16 protein-coding genes are annotated in these 21,363 nt (G+C 45.7%); 9 read left to right on the top strand and 7 right to left on the bottom strand.

Translation table 11 applies throughout. The features are described 5' to 3' along the window. Positions 1-9 precede the first annotated feature (9 nt). The 4 genes from SCB77_RS20790 (at position 10) to SCB77_RS20775 (ending at position 4,765) form a co-directional block, all read left to right on the top strand. Complete coding sequence (locus tag SCB77_RS20790) at positions 10-1,272, top strand: aspartate kinase (RefSeq protein WP_320183922.1); 1,263 nt, start codon at positions 10-12, stop codon at positions 1,270-1,272. A 30-nt stretch (positions 1,273-1,302) separates the two neighbouring features. Beyond that, positions 1,303-2,490 carry a class I SAM-dependent methyltransferase gene (locus SCB77_RS20785; RefSeq protein WP_320183921.1) on the top strand — a complete coding sequence of 396 codons (1,188 nt, stop codon included), beginning with the start codon at positions 1,303-1,305 and terminating at the stop codon, positions 2,488-2,490. Positions 2,491-2,664: 174 nt separating this feature from the next. Further along, positions 2,665-3,663, top strand: a complete 999-nt coding sequence (locus SCB77_RS20780) for an LLM class flavin-dependent oxidoreductase (protein WP_320183920.1) — start codon at positions 2,665-2,667, stop codon at positions 3,661-3,663. 262 nt (positions 3,664-3,925) lie between these two features. Next, on the top strand, positions 3,926-4,765 hold the full coding sequence (locus tag SCB77_RS20775) for a hypothetical protein (RefSeq protein WP_320183919.1): 840 nt from the start codon (positions 3,926-3,928) through the stop codon (positions 4,763-4,765). Between the two features lie 33 nt (positions 4,766-4,798). Here SCB77_RS20775 and SCB77_RS20770 read toward each other — a convergent pair whose 3' ends face one another. The 3 genes from SCB77_RS20770 to SCB77_RS20760 form a co-directional block, all read right to left on the bottom strand. After that, positions 4,799-5,860: an acyl-CoA dehydrogenase family protein gene (locus SCB77_RS20770; RefSeq protein ID WP_320183918.1), complete on the bottom strand. Its 1,062-nt coding sequence runs from the start codon at positions 5,858-5,860 to the stop codon at positions 4,799-4,801. After that, complete coding sequence (pnuC, locus tag SCB77_RS20765) at positions 5,850-6,479, bottom strand: nicotinamide riboside transporter PnuC (RefSeq protein WP_320183917.1); 630 nt, start codon at positions 6,477-6,479, stop codon at positions 5,850-5,852. Before pnuC ends, SCB77_RS20770 begins: the two co-directional genes overlap by 11 nt. A gap of 275 nt (positions 6,480-6,754) precedes the next feature. Beyond that, entirely contained in the window at positions 6,755-7,783 is a 1,029-nt protein-coding gene (locus SCB77_RS20760; protein WP_320183916.1) for a PDDEXK nuclease domain-containing protein, read from the bottom strand. A 480-nt stretch (positions 7,784-8,263) separates the two neighbouring features. Between SCB77_RS20760 and SCB77_RS20755 the strand changes: the two genes are divergently transcribed. From SCB77_RS20755 to SCB77_RS20735, 5 genes are all read left to right on the top strand, one after another. Beyond that, the gene (locus tag SCB77_RS20755; protein ID WP_320183915.1) at positions 8,264-8,404 is read left to right on the top strand and encodes a hypothetical protein; all 141 of its coding nucleotides are present in this window, start codon (positions 8,264-8,266) and stop codon (positions 8,402-8,404) included. Positions 8,405-8,455: 51 nt separating this feature from the next. Beyond that, positions 8,456-9,475: a family 43 glycosylhydrolase gene (locus SCB77_RS20750; protein WP_320183914.1), complete on the top strand. Its 1,020-nt coding sequence runs from the start codon at positions 8,456-8,458 to the stop codon at positions 9,473-9,475. A 474-nt stretch (positions 9,476-9,949) separates the two neighbouring features. Next, the gene (locus SCB77_RS20745) at positions 9,950-10,153 is read left to right on the top strand and encodes a hypothetical protein (RefSeq protein WP_320183913.1); all 204 of its coding nucleotides are present in this window, start codon (positions 9,950-9,952) and stop codon (positions 10,151-10,153) included. Next, positions 10,134-11,348, top strand: coding sequence for an AcvB/VirJ family lysyl-phosphatidylglycerol hydrolase (locus tag SCB77_RS20740; RefSeq protein WP_320183912.1), 1,215 nt, complete (start codon positions 10,134-10,136; stop codon positions 11,346-11,348). The genes SCB77_RS20745 and SCB77_RS20740 overlap by 20 nt, the downstream gene beginning before the upstream one ends. A gap of 3 nt (positions 11,349-11,351) precedes the next feature. Further along, positions 11,352-13,922 carry a phosphatidylglycerol lysyltransferase domain-containing protein gene (locus SCB77_RS20735; RefSeq protein WP_320183911.1) on the top strand — a complete coding sequence of 857 codons (2,571 nt, stop codon included), beginning with the start codon at positions 11,352-11,354 and terminating at the stop codon, positions 13,920-13,922. Positions 13,923-13,980: 58 nt separating this feature from the next. On the opposite strand, the gene SCB77_RS20730 is transcribed toward SCB77_RS20735, so the two are convergent. The 4 genes from SCB77_RS20730 to SCB77_RS20715 are packed head-to-tail and all read right to left on the bottom strand — an operon-like array spanning position 13,981 to position 21,177. Continuing rightward, the gene (locus SCB77_RS20730; RefSeq protein WP_320183910.1) at positions 13,981-14,703 is read right to left on the bottom strand and encodes a DUF4998 domain-containing protein; all 723 of its coding nucleotides are present in this window, start codon (positions 14,701-14,703) and stop codon (positions 13,981-13,983) included. Positions 14,704-14,712: 9 nt separating this feature from the next. Then, positions 14,713-16,023 carry a DUF5000 domain-containing lipoprotein gene (locus SCB77_RS20725; protein WP_320183909.1) on the bottom strand — a complete coding sequence of 437 codons (1,311 nt, stop codon included), beginning with the start codon at positions 16,021-16,023 and terminating at the stop codon, positions 14,713-14,715. 21 nt (positions 16,024-16,044) lie between these two features. Beyond that, positions 16,045-17,964 carry a RagB/SusD family nutrient uptake outer membrane protein gene (locus tag SCB77_RS20720; protein ID WP_320183908.1) on the bottom strand — a complete coding sequence of 640 codons (1,920 nt, stop codon included), beginning with the start codon at positions 17,962-17,964 and terminating at the stop codon, positions 16,045-16,047. 12 nt (positions 17,965-17,976) lie between these two features. Continuing rightward, on the bottom strand, positions 17,977-21,177 hold the full coding sequence (locus SCB77_RS20715; RefSeq protein ID WP_320183907.1) for a SusC/RagA family TonB-linked outer membrane protein: 3,201 nt from the start codon (positions 21,175-21,177) through the stop codon (positions 17,977-17,979). Positions 21,178-21,363: the final 186 nt, after the last annotated feature.

Genomic DNA, 21,363 nt, shown 5'->3' with positions numbered 1-21,363 from the left:
ACGAATTACATGCAAGTATTTAAGTTTGGAGGTGCATCGGTCAAAGATGCGGAAAGTATAAAAAACGTTGCTCATATCGTAGCCAACTATAAAAAGGACGAGCTGCTGGTGGTGGTGTCGGCTATGGGCAAAACGACCGACAGGCTGCAGGAGGTTACCCAGCACTATGTTGAGCAAACGGGCGAAGCCTTTGCGCGCTTGGACGCTGTCAAAGCCTGGCACCATCAAATATTAGTCGACCTATTCGACGACCCCAAGCATCCTATTTTCGACGAGATAGCCAACTGCTTTGTAGAGGTAGAATGGGTCTTAGAGGAAGAACCGCAGGATACCTACGATTACCTCTTCGATCAAATCGTATCGACCGGTGAGATGGCCTCTTCAAAAATTCTTGCTGCCTATGCGCTGCACAGCGGTATTGCTGCCAAATGGCTCGATGCGCGCGACTATTTATTTACCGACAATACCTACCGCGAGGCGGCTGTGGATTGGGAGAAAACCGAAGAAAAAATTCGCCGCGACCTGCCGACAATGCTGGATGAGCATGTTATCATTACGCAAGGCTTTATTGGCTCGACCTCGGAGAACTTCACCACCACGCTAGGGCGTGAAGGATCCGACTATTCGGCGGCGATCTTTGCATCCTGCCTTAACGCCGAAGACATCACCATCTGGAAAGATGTTCCGGGCGTCTTGAATGCAGACCCGAAATGGTTTGACCATACCGAGCTAATACCGGAGCTTTCCTACACGGATGCCATAGAGCTTACCTACTATGGGGCAACGGTGATACACCCGAAAACCATCAAACCGCTGCAGAACAAAAAGATTGCGCTGAATGTACGTTCCTTCGTGAATCCCTCGGAACCGGGCACCTTTATCCGCAGTACCAACCAAGGCCTACCCGTGCCCTCCTTTATCTTCAAGGTCAACCAGGTGTTCATCAATATACAGCCTCGGGATTTCTCCTTTATTGTAGAGGATAACCTGAGCCATATTTTCAACCTCTTCCACAGCAACCGCATCAAGATAAATATGATGCACAACAGTGCGATCAGTTTTTGTGTGAGTGTAGACGATACCGGTAAAAACATCGATACGCTACTCGAAGAATTGGAAAAACGCTACAAAGTTTCGGTAGAAAAAGGACTGGAACTGATCACCATACGCTACTTCAATCAAGAAACCATTGACAGGGTATTGGTCAACAAGCAAATTATCAGAGAATTGAAAGACAGCTATACTTGCCAATTGCTGGTCAAGAAACTGTAGTCTACCTACAGATCAGGAAATTATACCAAGGTGAATAAAGCCATTCTATCCGAAGCCGTACAAGACTACCTGCGCCAACATCAGGATGCGCAGGCTGCTGATATGGCCTTGCGTAAATCTCCTTTTACGTCCGTTTCATCCAGCGAGCTGGCGCAACAGATTGATGGGCGACAACGGGCGGCAAAGAAAATAGCACCTTGGACCTTGGTACCGGGTATCTATTATCCGGAAAAGCTGAGCCTCGAACAATGTTCATCGGTGGAGACCGGAAATTTCAAGGCTTCCTTGATACAAGCTGGCAGCAAGCTTATCGACCTCACCGGAGGCTTTGGGGTAGACAGCTTTTATTTTGCCAGCAGCGCAACCAAGGTATGGCATTGCGAGCGCAATGAAGCCTTGGCGGAAATCGTTGCGCATAACTTCCAAACACTGGGTCTCGAAAATATCAGCTGCCATGCGGGTGATGGCATAGCTCTACTGCAGGGCAGCAAGGAGCGCTTTGATTATATCTATTCCGACCCATCACGGCGTGTGCAGCAGCAAAAGGTTTTTCGCTTGCAAGATTGCGAACCAAATATTGTGGAGCATCAGGCACTCTTCTTTTCCAAAGCGCGGTGCATCATCAGCAAGCTAGCGCCCCTGCTGGATATTTCCTTGGCCTTGCAAACGTTGCAACATGTCAAGGAGGTGTATGTTCTCAGCGTGCAGAACGACTGCAAGGAGCTACTCTTTGTGCAAGAGCAAGGCTACGAAGGCGATGTGCAGGTACATGCCGTCCGCCTGCTGCCCCAAGGGCAACAGACCTTCAGCTTCAGCTACGCCGAGGAGCAAGCTGCGGAATCCTCCTTCGGCCCCGTGGATGCTTACCTATACGACCCCGATGTCGCGCTCACGAAAGCCGGTGCTTTCAAAAGCCTAGGCCATAAATTAGGGATCAACAAGCTGCATCCGCATACCCACTTATATACGAGTCCCGATCTCCTGCCCGACTTTCCCGGACGCCGCTTTGAGGTCATTGCCGTACATCCCCTGCGTTCGCTCAAGAAAGGCTTAGGCCTCCGCAAGGCGAATGTCATCAGCAAGAATTTCCCGCTCCGGGTAGAAGATATCCGTAAGAAATTTAAGATTGCCGATGGCGGCGACGACTTTCTCTTCTTCTGCAGCCTGCAAAGTGGCGAGCATGTCGCTATACAGGCCATCCGTCTGCCTGAAGAATAACAGCGCTGTCTCCATCCCGCCTAAGCGGAATCGTATCGAGAATATTCCTAATTAAACCTTCGAGTGGGCAACAGCATCGTTAAAAAGTCCGTAGAATGTCAAGCTTTTTATACAGTCTTGTTGGAATTACACTGCGATTACACATTGTTGCAGGGAAGCTTGTATTTTTAAGCTATGAACAACATTAAACTATCCGCGCTAGATCTGGCAACCGTATCCAAAGGAGATTCGGTGAAGCAGGCTATCGAGCGAAGCGTAGAGGGCGCACAATATATAGAGCAATTAGGTTACGAACGTATATGGTTTGCGGAGCACCATAATATGGAACATATCGCCAGCTCGGCCACGGCCGTGTTGATAGGCCATGTGGCCTCGCAAACGAAGAGCATCCGCATAGGCTCTGGCGGCATTATGCTGCCCAACCATGCGCCGCTGGTGGTGGCCGAGCAATTTGGCACGCTGGAAAGCCTCTATCCAGGCCGCATAGACCTTGGCTTGGGGCGTGCTCCCGGCACCGACCAAGTAACGGCTATGGCGCTGCGCCGCAACAACCTGAATACGGCGTTCTACTTTAAGGATGATGTGCGGGCGTTGCAACAGTATTTTGAAAACGATGATCCTACGGAGAAAGTACGAGCCTTTCCCGGTGAAGGCTTGGAGATTCCCTTGTATATTTTAGGATCCAGCACCGACTCGGCACATTTGGCGGCAGAACTGGGATTGCCCTACGCCTTTGCGGCGCATTTCGCCCCAGCCATGTTTGCCCAAGCGGCTGAGATATACCGACGTGAATTTAAGCCATCCCGCCATTTGGATAAACCTTATTTTATCACCTGCGTCAACATTATCGCGGCCGAGACCACTGCCGAAGCAGAATTTCTGTCGACCAGCTTATTTAATATGTTCGCCGGTATATTGACCAATCACCGTCGCCCACTATCACCTCCCACCGAGAAGGTTATTTACGACGGCATTCCCGAAATCGAAAAAGCAGTATACAACATGACCGCCTGTACCTTTATCGGTGATGCGGAGCTGATTGCCGACCAGGTCCCAGCTTTCATAAAAAAATATGAAATCGATGAAATCATGACAACAAACTATATCTTTGACAATGGAAAAAGACTGGAATCGTTCCGCATCATCAAAGAGGCCTTAAACGGCGCTTCTTAACAGAGCATAGCGAGACTGCCTAAAAAGTAACTAACTTTCGTCATTGCGAGAAGGAGGAACGACGGCGAAGCAATCTTAGAAAATCAAAATGCAGATTGGTTTCCTACGGAGCTGCCTTCGGCGGTCGTCATACTTCCTCGCAATGACGCATTTTGATTTGATAAATTATCTTTTAGGACAGCCCCGTATCAACAAGCTTCTGCAAACAAACAGCGGTGCTCGTTCGTTAAGGATGATAGGTGTTTTTCTTAAACGTTCGTGCATGCATACTATATACTCTCTTCTTGCGGCCTGTGTGGTCTTATCGTCCTGCCAAAATATTGGTTCCAAGCCACGACAGCAGCTGGTAACCGTAGCGGAAGATTCCTTGGAAAACAGGGATGATACAGACTCTACTTTGGTAGCTGCTCCTCCTGCCGAGGAACAGGCCAACGCCGTGACAGCCATGGACTTTATCGAAGGCAAGAGCTACTTGACGGGTACCTACCGCCTATGGGAACCTCGTGATGACCCCGACTCCTTGCTACTTGGGGATTGGCTTGATGTGTACCAACAGGGTAATAACTTGCACCTAGCACCGCTGCAGTATACCACGTCTACTGGATTTGATGAATGTGCCGGTATAAAAACGAAAGCTGTAGAGACCAAGAACAAAAGCTTGCTGTTGCTGCGCCATGCCGACTTAAAGAGCGGCAGCTATCCTGCCATCGCCTTGGCGAACGATAAGATTTGGCCCAACGAGAAACAAGACTTCACCTGCGGTGGTAGCCGCTATAGCCTAGTCGGAAAAGGCGATATCCAAGAATCGTTTACGGTGAGCGAGGACAATGGCAAGGAATCTATTTTTCATGTGGTAGCAAACTACAGCCTTACCCTAACCGACGCAGCAGGTCGTGCCTTTACCTTGGTGGCAGAGGAGTCTTTTCAGGATACCTTTATTAAAGTTCTTTTCGTGGGCGATCTCGACGGTGATAACCGACCGGATTTCATTATCTCCGTGCCTCGTGGCTATGAGGAAGAGCGTGTTTTATGGATCCCCTCGCGAGAGATGACCGAACAGGGTATCAAAGTCTACGAAGCTAGCCGTCAGTTTGACTGCTAAGGACGATCTAGGTATCAGCCGCAAAGGCTGAACTTAGCTGTTGAGCAAACTATGCTGCGCCGCGGTAAAGAGATGCCTAAAGACAATGTTCAACTCGCTATCCTGCTGCGCTCCGCTAATGCCCGCAAAGGAAAATAATGCTGCCGCATCCTGTTTTATACGCTGCACCATCTCTCGACTTAAAGTCGCTATTTCTTGAAGGGCTGTATCGTCCGGTTGTGGATCTCCCCAAGTAGCGTCCATAAGCGCGTAGAGCCGTTTGGCCTGTTCAGTGAGTGCCGAGCGCGACTGATCCACCTGCATAAAGCGCTTTTTCCCAGCCGCCGCATCCCAAGAAGGGTCGGTGGACTTCACAAAAAGCTGCCGCTCCAGCACATCCAGAAAACGACGGAACATCCCCCAATAGTTGACGGCCAAGGTACACTCGGCAAAGGTCATAAAAGGATAATAATACAAGGGCGCTTCATGCTGCCTTCGCTCGGGTAGCAAATCAAAGGCCCTATCCTCTGGCAGGAATACCTTTTCCACCGAGAAGCTGTGGCTCGCCGTGCAAGCCAAGCCAAAGGTGTCCCAGTCGTAATGAACAAGCACATCGTCGCGATCGACAAAAAAGGAATGGTACACCGGATTGCCTGCAGCATCGCAGACTTGCTTTCCCGACTCATAAATCCAAGCATTCAAGGTGAAATGCGTGAGGTGCGGTGCGCCCGTCGCATATTTCCAGTAGCCTGTCACGAGATAGCCATCCGCCAGCTTATCGGCACGGCCTGATGGCTTGCCACTGCCGCCCCAGCATACCTCGCGCTTGCCGAAGATGTTTACAGCCAAAGCAGGGTCTAAAAAGCCGGCAAACATATTGGCTCCCGCACAGAGCGTCACCGTCCATCCAAAGCCGCCATCAACGTAGGCCAGTTCTTCCAACAGCACACATCCTTCCGCCAAGGGCATCTCCAAGCCGCCATAGCCCTTGGGCACCCACAGGTTAAACCATTTCTTGTCATAAATAAGCTTTAACATCTTATCGCTAAGCTTCTTTTGTTCGATAGATAGCGCAATATCTTCTTGGATCAGGTCTAGCGTTTCTTTATGCAACATGGGGATGGGGATTGGATTGAAATTGATCTTTCATAATGGAGCGCCACTTGATATAACCGCCAATAGCGACGATAAATAGAAAGATGGTCAAACAGGCGAAAAGATACAGATCTTTGTAGAACAATAGCGGAACAGCAATGAAATTACTGATGTTTAATAAAATCCAGTTCTCGATCTTCCGCTTTGCCAAGAGCCACATGCCTGCCCAGGCGCTACTGGAAACAATGGCATCCAGCATGGGAACATCAGAATCTGTAAAATAACGGAGGAAGAGGAAAAGTGCGCCATAGCCCAAAATGACGATTGCGAATACCGTGCGCCACTCTCCCTTTGTGCAGCGTGTAATAGGTACCTCGGCTTGCTGATTGCGAAACTTCCAATACCAAAGGCCGTAAAAACTCATCACGAGGTAATACATATTGAGTAAAATTTCGGCATACAACCGCGCCTGAAACAACACGGATATCGTCAGCACGATGGATAAGATGCCAAAAAAGTAGTTGGATATCTTGTTCCTACTGGATAGCAGCACCTGCACAATACTGAAGCCTACGGCCAAGCGTTCTATCCATGAAGTTGCTTGCAGCGCGCTGCTGATTTTCTCTATAAATTCTGTCATCTACATGCGGGTCTCCCCAATAAAAATCCATCGAAAAAGCGGCGCACAAAGCAGTAAGAAAGGAAATTGTCCCTACGCCAGCATTACCTGGATCAGGTTCCTCTCGTATTGTGATACGAGAATGGGTATGTTCTCAGCACTTTCGTGCACCCCGATTGATATTAAACGTTTTACAACAGCGATGCTTTTTTAGGTACCGCTATAAGCCGCAAATCTACAAAACTCTCGCAGTAAATAGAAAAAACATTTACTTACTGCGTATGACATAGTAGTTTTTATGTCAAGTCATTATCCGCTCTTGTTTCAACCAATTTAAGATTGCGTAAGAACATCATCTCTGCCAGCTCCTCTTCAGTGGGCAATACAGTTTTGTACTTAGAAGCAAACAGTTGCTTATTCTCATTTAAAACCGAATATTTGACAATGGTTTCATCCTTCTCTGAGCAAAGTATAATACCAATCGTCGGATTATCGTCCTCTCCACGCTTCATTGCATCAAACATTCTAACGTACATATCCATCTGACCGATATCGCCATGGCTAAGCTTGGTTGTTTTCAAATCGACTACCACAAAACACTTTAGCAGATAGTTGTAGAAAACTAGATCCACATAAAAATGGGAAGTCTCTGTGCTGATACGCATCTGACGCTCGACAAAAGAAAAACCTTTTCCAAGTTCAAGCAGAAAATTTTGCAAATTGCTGATCAATGACTTTTCTAATATGGACTCTTTTCCGGTCAAATCTTCGGGTACATCCAGAAACTCGGCAATGTAAGGGTCTTTAATGAAATCCGCTGGATTATGTTTATCCGAATCTGAAAGTGCATGAGCGTGTTGTGTAGAAAGTAAGCGACGATAGTAACCGCTCTTAATATTGCGTTCTAGTACACGCGAACTCCAATTTTGTCCTGTGGCCTCCTTGATATAATAGTCCCGCTCTGTGGGATCATCAATCCGCATAGTCAGACGGATATTTGTCCAGCTGAGATTCGTTACGCGGTGCGTAACGGATTGGTCGAAGTCGGGAAAAGTCTGGTAAAAATGCCTCATGTTCCGCAAGTTGGCTTCTGAAAAACCTCTTCCAAAGGTATCCGACAAATAGGAAGATAGATTCGTCACCAAATAATCGCCATAGTCTGCGCGGCTTTTACCCTGCTGCTCCTGCTCTACAATACGCTTACCGATCTGCCAATAGGTTTGCACCATAATGGAATTGACCGCACGATAGGCTTGGTTTCGAGCCTGCGTAAGCAAATCTTTGATTTCGTTATAGAAGCTATGTTCGTTATTCGAAAGTTCCATATTCCGACATGTTCATGTTAACTCCAGCGTTTTGAAGCCTATTTCCCGTAAGCAACTAGTACGCAATTTCCCTACCTTGTGCCTGTTTGCGGAGCAAGGGCAACAGATATCCAATTGACCTTCATCAAATAACTTTATGCCCATTATTACATCAGTCTTTAATATTGATTTTCAAATAAAGATACTATGTTAAAATAAATAAATTAGCTCGCAAAATTGGCACATAATAGGTAAAGATAAGAAGTTTAAACATTGATCCAAATTTTTGAGCTTATCTTTAGAATACAGATATCGGTAATAATCTTTCCCTTTTTTGTATAGCCAATTTCCATTTTCTTTGGCTTAATATCAATATTTCCGTCTAAGTTAAATATGGCTTACTTGTAAGATTCGTAAAGTTCATGTTTAAATATTATTCACGCAAAAGCGGCAAACGGTATGGTTGTTGCTCTTAGAAGAAGTATATAAACAAAAAAAATTATGGAAGAAAAGCAGTACAACGAAAAGGGCGACTTGCTCATCGACCTGAGCTACGGGCAGGGCATATTAACAGAGGCTTACAAAGACAAAGATACCGGTGACCTATATTTTGTCACGCGCCATATTAGAAAGGATAGCTAAATTGCTATCCTTTTTTTATTTTTGACCAAACTAAACCAACCAATCCATCGCATGAAAGTTATCAGCTTGCTCTTTGTTACCCTGCTGGGATGCTACATGTGCATAGCACAGCGCTTGGGCAAGCTCCCCGTACACGATCCTGTGCTTATACAGCAGGGCGATTGCTTCTACCTCTTCTCCACTGGTCAAGGCATAACCGTAGCAAGCTCGCGCGATCTCAAAAATTGGACGCGTGAAGCGCCCGTATTTGCCGAACCACCCGCTTGGGCCGTCAAGGCCGTACCAAGCTTTACGGGTCACATCTGGGCGCCCGACATCAGTTACCACAACGGGCGATACCACCTATACTATAGTGTTTCGGCATTCGGAAAAAACACCTCCTGCATTGCTGTAGCCAGCAACAAAACACTCGACCCGAAAGACCCTGAATTTCAGTGGGTGGACCATGGGCTCCTGCTCCAATCGTTCCCCGGTAGCACCGACTGGAATGCCATCGATCCGAATTTCATTTGCGACGAACATGGGCAGCCTTATTTAAGCTTCGGTTCTTTTTGGGGAGGACTAAAACTGGTTAAACTCAGCAAGGATGGCTTAAGAACAAATGATGATCTAACGAATCTCCCCACTATTGCCAGCCGACGAGCTGCTGCCGACAGCATCCACAGTGATCTGCCTCAGGGCGTAGCCGAAAATGCGATAGAGGCGCCCTTTATCTTTCGCCATAAAAATGGCTATTATTATCTCTTTGCCTCGATAGACTATTGCTGTAAAGGAGCAGCCAGCACCTACAAGATGATCGTGGGACGCTCCAAGCAGTTGCAGGGGCCGTATTTGGATAGCGAAGGCATCGACATGGCAAAAGGAGGAGGAAAATTGTTGCTTGAAGGAAATGCCGACTGGCATGGTGTAGGACATAACGCTGTGCTGAACATCCATAGCCAAGATTACTTGGTGTTTCATGGATACGACGCCAAGGATGGCGGAAAAGCGAAGCTATTAATGGAAGAACTATACTGGCGTGAAGATGATTGGCCGACGCTTTTAAAATCAGTTTATTCTGAAAACCCCTAAAGATCAATAGACTAACGCACACGGAGTCATCGTGATTATCAGCACACGAAAAATCAATCCAAAAACTAGCAAAAAGCTACACATAATTTAATCATTAGACGATCAGTTGTAGATTTTCGACGACATATTAACACATTAACAAGCATTCATAGTTATAAATAATTACATATATTTACTTTTGTTTATCTTTTGTAAGAAAAACAACAAAAGTAATTAAAACCCTACCTCTACCACCATAAGAACCTGACAACGTAATGGTTCTACCGCTGCAGTAAAGATTAAAAGAAGACAGCCCGACATGAGATCGGGCTGTCTGCAGGGTACCATAAAGCTTTAGGAACAATGATTATCGCGACAATCCGCGTAGCTAATTACCTTATACTAGGAAATGCTAGTCCTAAAAAACTTTCAATTCGTGCAGGAAAACATTCCTTTTAAATTATTGTTTTAGAGATGTCCCGTTAATCGCTTGTCATGATGGTATTAAAAACGTTGACCTACATAGCGCTAATTATTAACAGCTCCCTGTTCCATGTGACATCATTTGCTGCACAGGAAGCACTCTCCTATGGCCGATTTGGAAAGCTTACGCTCTACCATCCTCCACAAGAAGCGCAATCGTTGGTATTGTTCGTGTCTGGCGATGGTGGTTGGCAACATGGCACGTTACCTTGCTGAGCAAGGTGCCCTTGTTGCCGGGATCGATGCAAAAGCCTACAAAGCTGCGCTGGCAAAACAAAAAAAGGGCTGTCTCTATCCCGCAGCTGATTTTGAACAGCTGAGCTTGATGCTACAGAAAAAATACAAGTTCAAAGATTACCAAAAGCCGATCTTAGTAGGCTATTCGTATGGTGCAACACTAGTGTATGGATTATTGGCGCAGGCTCCATCCGGAACTTTCATGGGAGCTATTGCGCTTGGATTTTCGCCGGATATCGAATTGCCGGCAGCCCCTTGCAAAGCAAATGGGCTCCCCTTCCATCGCCTAAAACAAAAAAACACCTACTACCTAGATCCGGTCAAGGCGGTTCCTAGTCCTTTCCTTGTACTAAACGGACTTAAAGATGAGGTATGTGATTACGAGAAAACCGAGCTGTTCTTAAAAGATATGCAACAAGCAGAACTCATTGGCCTACCGTTGGTTGGACATGGTTTCTCCATTACCGATAATTGGCTACCCCAATTTAAAAGTGCATACCAAAAGATCAGGCAAACACATTTGGAGAATAGCTTAGGCAGCAAGCATTTCATCTCGATACAAACAGATCTACCTATACACATCCTTGCGGCAAAGGAAAATAAAGGCGATCAGCTCCTGTTCTTCCTTTCCGGCGATGGCGGATGGACAAGCTTTGATCAAGGATTAGCAGCAGCATACACAAAACAGGGATTTACCGTTATGGGGCTTGATGCCCAAAAATATTTTTGGCAAAAGCGTAGTCCTGAAGAAACGACCGCCGCTATCAGCCATGTGCTACAGCTTTATTTAAAAGAACATCCCAATGCCCGCATCGCACTGATGGGTTATTCTTTCGGTGCGTGTATTGCGCCCTTTGTCGCCAATAGGTTGATCGGTAAACCTAAAGAAAACCTAAAGGAAATCATCTTACTTTCGCCAGATACCCATGGGGATTTTGAAATACATGTGAGTGATATGTTGAGCTTCGGGCTACGGCAGAATCCATACGATGTGGTAGCAGAACTACGGAAAACGAGCGGCATACAGAGATTATGTTTGTTTGGTGACGGTGAAGATTCAGCCGTGACGCAAGCTTTCAAACGCATCGGCGTGGCGGTGGAAATTTTACCGGGAGGCCACCATTACAATAACGACTTTAACAGCATCGTGGATGCAACGTCAAAAACACGTTAACCTATGAAATTACAGCTCAAAGCTAATAACTACTATTTTAAGGAAGTCTTGGCCTTTCTTTTCCTGATCTTGGCCGTCTACTTTTTCCGCAAGCAGTACACAGAAATAGCTGAAGCAAGAAAGGTATTGGCGCAGGCCATACCGGAATATATCGGTTTGGGACTGTTGGTGACCATCATTTATATCCTGCTGCAGGCGATGATGTATATCTTCTCGTTTCGTGCTGTGAACAGTAGCATCCGGCTGGCCGAAGCCCTTCGCTTATTTTTGAAAAGAAATCTCGTAAGCGTATTCCTCCCTGGAGGAGGTGTTACGTCGTTGGCCTTTTTTACGGAGGAAATCGAGCGTAAAGGCATTAGCAAAAACAAGATCGGCTTTGCATCCTACATCTTTGGTATGACGGGCATTGCGTCCTTAGCCCTTGTCGCTTTACCCGTCATCGTGTACCTTGCCCTTACAAAAAGTACCACATCAAGCACCTGGGCTGCGCTACTAGGCCTGTTCCTGCTGATCATCACGCTGACTGTGGCCACCTATTCTTTCCTAAAACGCGGAGCTGTCTACAAACTACTTTACCGCATCAGCCCACAGTTTGAGGTGCTTGCCAACGAGATTGGTAGCGGAAAATTTAAAAAATGGGATCTGCTGTATACCTTCCTCTGCTCGCTGGGCGTGGAAATAGTAGGTATTGTGCATCTCTATATCGCGATGGAGGCACTGGGCGTTGAGGCCTCATTGGAAAGCTGTGCCGCAGGCTACATTATCGCCACCTTGTTTTTCGCCATCTCCCCTTTTCTACGAGGCCTCGGCGCAGTAGAGATATCGCTGGTCTTGGTGCTCCAATCCTATGGCATAGCTGATGTGGAAGCCTTGTCCATCACCCTCCTGTATCGGGTATTCGAATTCTGGCTACCTTTGTTAGCGGGCGTAGCTGCTTTCTTCTTTGTTCGGGGTAACATTATTTTACGCCTCTTACCCGGCATACTCTTGACCCTACTGGGCTTTGTCAATATGATATCGGTGCTTACACCGCCGTTTCGAAATCGGCTGCGGCTGTTGGAAAACTTCATTCCGCTAGATCTCATTCATTTTTCGTCCGTTGCTGTACTTATCCTCGGTATACTCTTGCTGTGCTGCGCTGCATTCTTGGTACGAGGACTGCGCAATGCCTGGTGGCTGGCCTTAATTTTCGCAGGACTAAGCCTCGTTGGAAACCTGACCAAGGGGATAGACTACGAAGAGGCTTCACTCGCACTGTTCACCATCGTGGTACTCCTTTTTACACGGCAGCATTACCGACTCAAAGGTGATCCACATCTCCAAAATTTTGGCGTACAAACCGCCCTTTTTATTCTGCTAGCGGTGCTTATCTATGGTATTGTAGGTTTCTATTTTTTGGATAAAAAAGAATTCAATGTAGACTTTTCGCTTTGGCAATCGATAAAAGGAACGCTTCGTAGTTACCTGCTGCTGGAGCCCGATCCAGAACCAATTACCCGATTTGGGATGGGCTTCGTTCGTTCGATTAATTTCCTTGGTGCCATCTCGCTCTTGCTGCTCCTCTATGTGTTTGTCAAGCCTTTTATTTTTCATGTCACGCCGGTACAGCAGGAACGAGAGCGAGCGATGGCCTTGTTATCCCGTTATGGTAGATCTGCAGACGACTACTTTAAAACTTATCCCGATAAAGCGTATTTCTTTGCGGCAGCGCAGGACGGATTTGTAGCCTACAAGACCGCATCAGGCTTTGCCGTAGCGCTAGGCGAGCCTGTATGCGAGGACGACCCGACGACAATGTTAGGCATAGTAGCCGAATTTGAACACTTTTGCCTCGCCAATGGATTGAAGACGGCCTATTACAAAATTGCCGAAGAAAGAGTTTCCCTATTTCAGTCACTCGATAAGAAAGCCCTGCCTTTGGGACAAGAGGCTCGCTTGCACCTACCCACCTTTAGTTTGGAAGGAAAAGATCGCAAATCACTACGCAATGTATTGAATGCGCTGAGCAAGAAAGGCTACGCACCCATTTTACATCCAGCTCCCGTAAAAGATGGACTTTTACAGAAACTTAAGTACGTATCCGACGAATGGTTGACAAGCATGGATCGTAAAGAGATCCTGTTTTCCTCAGGTATGTTTGATTGGGAAGAACTGAAGGCTCAAGATATTATAACTATTGAGAATAGCGATGAAAAAGTCGTCGCATTTCTGAACATTATTCCCGACTATGCATCGGACGAAGGTACGTACGACCTCGTCCGTAAGACGGCAGATGCGCCAGCCGGCGTGATGGACGCTTTGATTGTCGCTTTGATCTCCGAACTTCAAAAACAGGATAAACAATACCTCAACATGGGGATGGCCGCCATGTCGGGCATCGACAAACCGCAGGGACTGCCCGAATGGGCCATGAAATTTGCCTACGAACGCCTGCGCCAATTCCGACACTATCAGGGACTCTACGACTTCAAAGATAAATTTGGCCCGCAGTGGGAAACGAAATACTTGATCTATGAAAATCATTATGACTTGGCATCCCTGCCTATAATATTGACAAAGATAATGAAGGTATAAATGATCATTTCCTTCGGCTTGCTAAGCCTAAGGAAATGATAAAAATTAACACAACAAATTAATCGTAAGCAACGTCATTGTAATCTGTGTAAAACAGATCAATTGAGGTAGCAACGGGTTTGTAGGCCGTTCGATAACGTATAATGCTCGGTCGTGCCGCGTCTGCTAAACTCACAAAGTCATTGTAAGGTGTTGTAGTCACGGTTTTCGTTGCGCCAGCTCTGTCAGTATACGTTATCTCCGTAAATTGCATCGGATAAAATAATCCTAGCCGTGGAAGGTTAGGCTCCCGCGAAAAGACTAGAAAATGCTCATCAGGATTCGTACGGTTTATTGTGGAATAAGGTCGATTTGTTAAGGTATTAATGTATCTATTGCCATACACAAAACGAGAGGCTGTAACTGCACGTGAACTATCTCCTTGTGCTGTAAAGGAAAAAACATTCGCCGTATAGGTCGCTTCGGCAAGATTGGGTAGCTCAAGCAGTTGAATTTGTCCGTGATCGCCACTTCGCAAATCATGAACACTAAAAGTTTGATTGGCAGATAAGCTATTTCTTAAATAAACTTTTAAATAGGTTACTTGTGGGTCCGTTGTCGCGCGAAATCGTAAGATGGCTCGCTGATTTCCCGGCAAGATCGATAGCGAATCTATCCGGCCAGGATAATATACTTCGCCATTTTGGCGGTATTCCCCATACCAAAAATCGGCGGGCTTACAACTATTCATCAAAGACAAGGTCAGTTGTATAAGGATCGCATAGATTATTAACTTTATCATAATTCATAATTAATTTACGTAAACACCAAATAGTTGTAACTCGGCTATAGCGACAGTTAATGCATTGTTTAATACTTGTTCCCTGATACCGTTCCACGTTGAATTCACACGTATTCTAAAGTACCTGAACCCTCCGGGGTGTTCCCAATCAACTTCAAAGTCTTCTCCCGTCCTTGCATATGTTATATCTTCAGCATTTGCATTGGTACCAAAGGGCAAACCAGAAGGGCGTACTCCCTCATAAGTACCAATCCGTGTCCAGCTGTCCCATGATCCGTCTGCTGCTGGAGCATTGCTACCATACAGCTCAAATTCCTTGGGGTGGGTTGCCTGAAAATAAAGCGATTGATTATCGTTCCTTCCCCACATTTTTATCCTGCTGATTTGTGAAGCTCTCCCTAAATCCATGGTGAATTGAAAAGGTATAGGTGTACCACTGCCCCACCATTGTCGCATGGTGTTATAAAAAGGCGTAGCCTCCACTCCGTCAAAAAAAGCAATCTGCATATCAGCGCTATTTGCCTGCCCAGCATTGTTACGCACAAAATCACCATTTCTATTCTGTTCGGAGTATGGCTGTATTCCCGTGAACATGCGAATACCTTCAAATTTATACTCCTCTTGCGGTGTCAATAAACGTTCAATCGTATCAGAAACATTTCCCCATTGATCTCGAACCACTACGCCATAGCGCTCTTCTTGAGGCTGCTGTCCGCGTACACGAATGGTACCATTGAGTGCTCTAGTATAAGTTTCCTGCAGCAAAAGCCATTCTCGTCCGTTAGTTTCGGGATTTAAGCCAAATCGAAATGTTCGTAGAATAAGATTCGCAGCCGCGGCATTTTCATAGAATACATTTACTCCACCGAAGGTACTGTAGAAATGCTCGCTCGATTGAAAAGATTCAGCTATTATTTGATAAGACGGCTTTCCGGTACGAATACGGATAGACACCGGGGCGGACGCTACTTCCCCTACGCTTACCGCCACCAATGTCACATCATAATCTCCAATTTGTGCAAAGCCCTCTACCTTTATGCTATTGTCGTAGAGACTCGCCTTTCCCACCATGGTTCTTCCATTTTCTAGGGTATACGTTGCTTTAACATAACGCAAATCTGGATGAGTAGGCAGGTTATAAGAAATAGTAGCCCCACCGGGAGCCTCCTCAAACGTCAAGTTTGTGGGAGGCGCAGATTGCTCTCCTGTACGCACATGGCTTAAGCCTAGATCTTCTTGGCAACTGCTTACACCAAATGCAATGACCATCAACAGTCTCAAAAAGAAGTTATTCATAAAAGTATTTCTACATGTTTTCATAATCATTATTGTTAGTTGTTTTTACCATCCTCCACTTTGAACAAGGTTGGGGTTTCTCCTACGCTCATTCAAACTGATTGGTGTGAAGTAGTCTCGTTCGGTAAATGATCTTGTGTAAAATAAAGTAGTACGGTAATAGGCGTTATCGGCCGATTGATTGATATTCCAGCCTGTAATGGCTGTATTCAATTCTGCAATACCATCTTTCCATCGTAATAAATCCCAATACCGTATTCCCTCGAGCGCGAATTCGCAGGTCCGCTCCCTTTTTATAATTTCTCGTAGTCCCGCTTGTGTAGTGGGTTTTCCCGGATTAGAAGAGAAACTTTGCCAGGATTCAACCACCCCCGGTAAACCCGCGCGTGTTCGAACCAAATCAATAAATGAATACACTTCCGCAGATGGGCCATTGATCTCATTTAGCGCTTCTGCATAGTAGAGGTAGAGATTGGCCAAGCGAATCAAAGGGTAACCAAAAACCCGAGGTGTATAGGCGTTACTGCCGGCAACCTCTGTTCGATAGTTGTAATGTTTTTTTGATGCATAGCCTGTCCAATTGAAAAAATTAGGATTAACTTTTCCCGATGGACCTGACAAGCGCATATCTACATTGTAAGCGCTGGCGTCGGACCCAACTTGATTCATGTATATCCGACCAGCATCGAAGGCTAAGCTGGCGTAAAATCGAGGTTCGCGATCCATGTTTAAGCGAACCGTCTGTCTGCCCGCAACAAGGTCAAAACGATAAGCATCCGTATTAGGCACTGCGGTCAGTCCATAACGTGTGTTGTACGGATAAGAGATATCCTCTTCAATAGGCACCCCATTCTTTGAGTAGAACTTTTCAGCCATATTTAAGGTTACACTCATAAAGCCTAATAAGGTTCCGGTAGAAGCATTAGCCGTGTATCTGGGTAACATGAAATTTCCTTGTACGGCACCGCTAGCCAGCGATCTTGAATCGATCCAAATATGCTCTGCATTATTCGAGCTTTCATTGAATGCTTCGCGAATACTCATTTGATGATGGGTGCTAGCTTGATAGGTATTTGCCTGGTTAAAAGGCGTCCAGGTGTGCAGCGCCTTTCCTCTAGCATGTGCAAAATCAATGGCTTCCTTACATGCTGTCGCTGCAGCTTGCCATTTGGCCATCGAAAAATTAGGATCAAAAAGTACCTTGCCATCCCGATTACGTATAGACGCTTCCAAGCCGACATTGCCGTTAAATAATGGACTAGCGGCATACATGAGTATTTCCGCTTTCAGTGCTACAGCAACCAATTGTGTAATGCGCCCTGTCTCGGTATTAGGTGTAGATACATCTTCCATTAAGCTGGGTCTGGCTTCATCAATCAAATTGACAATGTAGGCAAAACATTCATCCACCGAATTTCGAGGCAATTGCGACTCTTCATAAGGAGCGAAAATAGGAATGTTGGTATCTCGAATGGGAATAGGCCCATATTGCTTAAGCAATAAAAAGTTATAGTAGGCTTTAAGTACATTGATCTCTGCGGCCCACATCTCTTTTTCTATGTCGTTCATATCTGGGACAGACATAATATTTTCTAAAAAGACATTACAATTGGTAATGCCAATCCAAAGACTATTTCCGCCATTATTGCCATCCCAGAAATTTAACAAGGGATTATCTCCATTTTGGTTACCCAAGGCGATACGCCAATTGGCATATCCCGTATATGTTGCTTCGGAACTCAGCCAAAATTCGTCGCCAGCGAGCAAACCCGCATTGCCCGTTAACGAAAAACTAGGTGGAATAGAAGCATAACAGGTCACCAAATACCGTTCGGCCATAGTGCGCATGGCAAAGGCCTGATCCAAAACCGGCGCATTATCTGGAACGATGTCGAGGAAGCTATTACAGGAAGTCGTTAAGCTAAAAACCGTTAACATGCTGAAAATATATTTTTTAAATTTCATAGTCTAGTATAATTAGAGGTTGGCGTTTATTCCAATATTAAATACCTGTTGTAATGGATAGTTCAGTCCGCTTCCTCCCATTTCAGGATCCCATAGTCGGAAAGCACTCCACGTAAAAAGATTGGTAGCAGTGGCATACACCCGAAATGTCTTAAACTTATATCGCTCAGAAAACTTCTTGTTCAGCGTATAGCCCAGTTCCACTTGCTTCAGTCTAAAAAAACTTCCATTGCGCATCCAAAATGTACTTTGCACCGTATTATTGGCCAATGGTGTTTCACTTAGACGGGGCCAAAGCGCATTGATATCTTTTGTAGATTCTGTCCAGTAGCTATCGGCCCAGGTTTGCAACACAGCATTTGGAGCACTAGGATTACCAAAAGGCCCTACACCTCGGTTTATCGTGGTTGGATTAATGAATAAAGAAGTACGCCCTACTCCACTAAAGAAAAACGAAAAATCAAATCCCTTATAGCCCGTACTTAAACCGAAGCCGTAATTGATTTCTGGTGTCGTGGGATGCCCGATGGGCATGCGATCGTCATCGTTGATAACGCCATCTCCATTGACGTCTAGATATTTGATATCACCTCCGCGCACCACTGATCCAAGTGCCTGCTCGGGGCTATTATATACCTCATTATCATCAACAAATAGTCGTTCGGCGATATAACCAAATTGATGGTTTACGGCACTTCCGATACGCGTTCTATATGGATCGGCATAGATAGGCTCTTCAAAAAAGACAAATTCGCCAGTCGCCAAGGTAAAGGTACCACGCCCTTGTAGCCAGAAATGCGAATTAACGGTTTTGTTAAACATCACCTCACTTTCAAAGCCCCTGCTTTTGTACTTGCCCACATTGGCGAAAACAGGTGCAGTAAGTCCATTGATGGAGGATAGCGTACGCTGCTGCACAATATTATCCCTAAATTGCTGATAAAGTTCACCATTCAAAGAGAGCGCGCCATTAAACAAACTTAAATCCATCCCTAAATTGGTTTGGCGAGACATTTCCCAACCAATATTGGGGTTGGCATACCGGTTTACCAGTACGCCGTTGACAATTCTTCTACCTGCTTCTGCGGGCAAGCCGAAAGGATAAGAATAGGTAGCATTATTCAGATTCACATCGGAGAGATAGAAGAAACGCGTATCCAAAATCCGATCATTGCCCAGTGTACCATGGGAGAACCGAATTTTCAGATTACTGATCACGGAATTTAAGGCTTCGAAGAATTTTTCGTTTGAAACGGTCCAAGAAGCGCCAAAAGAGGGGAAGAAACCCCAACGATACTGATCGGAAAAAATTTCGGAACCGTTGTATCCAAAAGAAAACTGCGCCATATAACGGCTATCATATCCGTAAGTTAAATTTCCGGAGAAGGATACGTTACGACTGGGCAAGGAGCTGATGAGGGAAATTGCTTCATTGACAGGCGTACTAATATTGTCTCGGATGGTGTTGATCATCATGGCGTCGAGACGATGTTTTTCCGCAAAGGTCTTGTTGTAGAAAAATTGGTTTTCTATATAATAGATGGCTGCTTGTGTACGTTCGCCCGCGACAAAATTTAAAAACTCCGTTCCAGTGTCTGGATTTATAGGACGAAACAATAGCGAGTTACCATCTGTAGGGTCCGTACCGATGGGCTCATAGTAAAAAGGGTTGTACACACGAGATTGCGTGAAGTAATTGTTTCTTAGTATATTAACCAAACCACGATACCGTAAACCAGGGGTTACAATCTCAGAAAAATCTTGGCTTAACTCGATTTGGACTTGAATATTGCTGCGCCGCCTTTCCGAATATCCCCGCATCACCTGTGCATAGGGGTTAACAAATAGTGGTGTTCCATCACCCATGTTTCCGAACATAGGATGCTGAATATAGGATTGGGATGCACCAGGCTGGTAAACGGGCAAAAACATGACCGGATTAGCACGAACGGCAGCGTTAAACACCTCTGATCCATTAGTCGGCGGACCGTTGTAGTTCTGCAGGTTGGCCACTGTACGAATCATCGCATTCGTGCTCTTCGTGAAGTTTATCCCAACGTTACTTCGAAGATTTAAAACTTGAAAATTGACGTTGTTATTAAAATTATTTAACGGATCCATCCGCAATAGCCCGTTGTCGTTGGTGTAATTTCCGCTGACATTGTAGGTCGCTATTTGCCCTCCACCGGAAACATTGAGGTTATAATTTTGAGTCGTGGTGGTTTCCTTGGTCAATGTGCCGAGCCAATCCACTGCTGGAAAACTTATTGGGTCGTCACCAGCCACAGTGCGATCAATTTTAAACTGTGAATACGGTTCGATACCTAGCGGATCCCGTGTTGTAACGGCTTCATTGTACATACGCATCCAGGTTACCGGATCGGCAAATTTAAGGGACTGCGTGGGTTTGGAGATGCGCTGTTCTGCACGAAAGCCTATTCTCGTAGGTCCTTCTTGTCCGGCTTTTGTTGTTACGAGAATAACGCCGTTCGCACCACGTGAACCATACACCGAGGACGCCAATGCATCTCGTAGTATCGAGAAGTTTTCAATATCGTCGACCGGAATACGTGCCAAATCATCTACCGTCATCTCCATGTTATCGACCAAGATTAAAGGGCGTTGGTTGGTGCCAAAACTACCCACCCCGCGTATAAAGAAATCGGCATTGTCCGTCCCAGGCTCGCCACTTCGCTGAAAAGCAATCACCCCAGCGGCACGCCCCTGCAAAGCAGATGTTAAGTTACTGGCGGGCACGCGGAGTTCTTTAGGACTTACCGACGTGATGGAGCCGATAACGTCACTCTTCTTTGCGCGTTGCCCGTAAGCCGTGACCACCACTTCTTCGATGCCCTGCTTATCCTCATGAAGGACAACATCAATTACCGTTCGACCTGCTAGTGGAATCTCCTGAGAAAGATAACCTGTCATTCGGAAAACGAGAACGGCATCAGCCGGTACATTCAATGCAAAGAGGCCATTCAAATCCGTCGTAGTACCTTTTGAAGGGCTATTTTTTAAGAAAACGGATACTCCCGCCATGAGCGTTCCCAAACTATCTTTTACCGATCCCGAAACCTGCGTTTGAATGTCCCTATCTAAAAGTACTTCACTTTCGACATAGAAAACAGGAGGCGTTTCGCAAGACGCATAAGCATGGGATAAAAGCGACGAAAAACATGTCGTAACCAACACGACAAGGCATAATCGCATCAGTTTGGCAGATCTACGAAGACCAACAGTAGTCGGTCTTAAAAAAATCAAGCACTTAAAATTCAATCGAATAATTATCATCTAAGTATATCTGGTTAGTTATGAATGGGCATTAGATCACCCAAGAGCAAAGCAAAAGAAAATAGTTAATAATGAAAATGCGGGTATTGCGAATAAATTAACACA

It is taken from the genome of Sphingobacterium bambusae, assembly GCF_033955345.1.
Lineage (GTDB): Bacteria > Bacteroidota > Bacteroidia > Sphingobacteriales > Sphingobacteriaceae > Sphingobacterium > Sphingobacterium bambusae.
The sequence above is the reverse complement of the archived record's forward strand: the minus strand, read 5'-3'. Positions and strand labels throughout refer to the sequence as shown.

Bases quoted from the DNA above. Each gene is read 5' to 3' on its own strand.
- SCB77_RS20760 (WP_320183916.1), bottom strand. From the start codon at position 7,783: ATGGAACTTTCGAATAACGAACATAGCTTCTATAACGAAATCAAAGAT.
- SCB77_RS20715 (WP_320183907.1), bottom strand. From the start codon at position 21,177: ATGCGATTATGCCTTGTCGTGTTGGTTACGACATGTTTTTCGTCGCTT.
- SCB77_RS20720 (WP_320183908.1), bottom strand. From the start codon at position 17,964: ATGAAATTTAAAAAATATATTTTCAGCATGTTAACGGTTTTTAGCTTA.
- SCB77_RS20735 (WP_320183911.1), top strand. From the start codon at position 11,352: ATGAAATTACAGCTCAAAGCTAATAACTACTATTTTAAGGAAGTCTTG.
- SCB77_RS20745 (WP_320183913.1), top strand. From the start codon at position 9,950: ATGATGGTATTAAAAACGTTGACCTACATAGCGCTAATTATTAACAGC.
- SCB77_RS20775 (WP_320183919.1), top strand. From the start codon at position 3,926: ATGCATACTATATACTCTCTTCTTGCGGCCTGTGTGGTCTTATCGTCC.
- pnuC (WP_320183917.1), bottom strand. From the start codon at position 6,479: ATGACAGAATTTATAGAGAAAATCAGCAGCGCGCTGCAAGCAACTTCA.
- SCB77_RS20730 (WP_320183910.1), bottom strand. From the start codon at position 14,703: ATGATAAAGTTAATAATCTATGCGATCCTTATACAACTGACCTTGTCT.
- SCB77_RS20750 (WP_320183914.1), top strand. From the start codon at position 8,456: ATGAAAGTTATCAGCTTGCTCTTTGTTACCCTGCTGGGATGCTACATG.
- SCB77_RS20740 (WP_320183912.1), top strand. From the start codon at position 10,134: ATGGCACGTTACCTTGCTGAGCAAGGTGCCCTTGTTGCCGGGATCGAT.
- SCB77_RS20755 (WP_320183915.1), top strand. From the start codon at position 8,264: ATGGAAGAAAAGCAGTACAACGAAAAGGGCGACTTGCTCATCGACCTG.
- SCB77_RS20770 (WP_320183918.1), bottom strand. From the start codon at position 5,860: ATGTTGCATAAAGAAACGCTAGACCTGATCCAAGAAGATATTGCGCTA.
- SCB77_RS20790 (WP_320183922.1), top strand. From the start codon at position 10: ATGCAAGTATTTAAGTTTGGAGGTGCATCGGTCAAAGATGCGGAAAGT.
- SCB77_RS20725 (WP_320183909.1), bottom strand. From the start codon at position 16,023: ATGAAAACATGTAGAAATACTTTTATGAATAACTTCTTTTTGAGACTG.
- SCB77_RS20780 (WP_320183920.1), top strand. From the start codon at position 2,665: ATGAACAACATTAAACTATCCGCGCTAGATCTGGCAACCGTATCCAAA.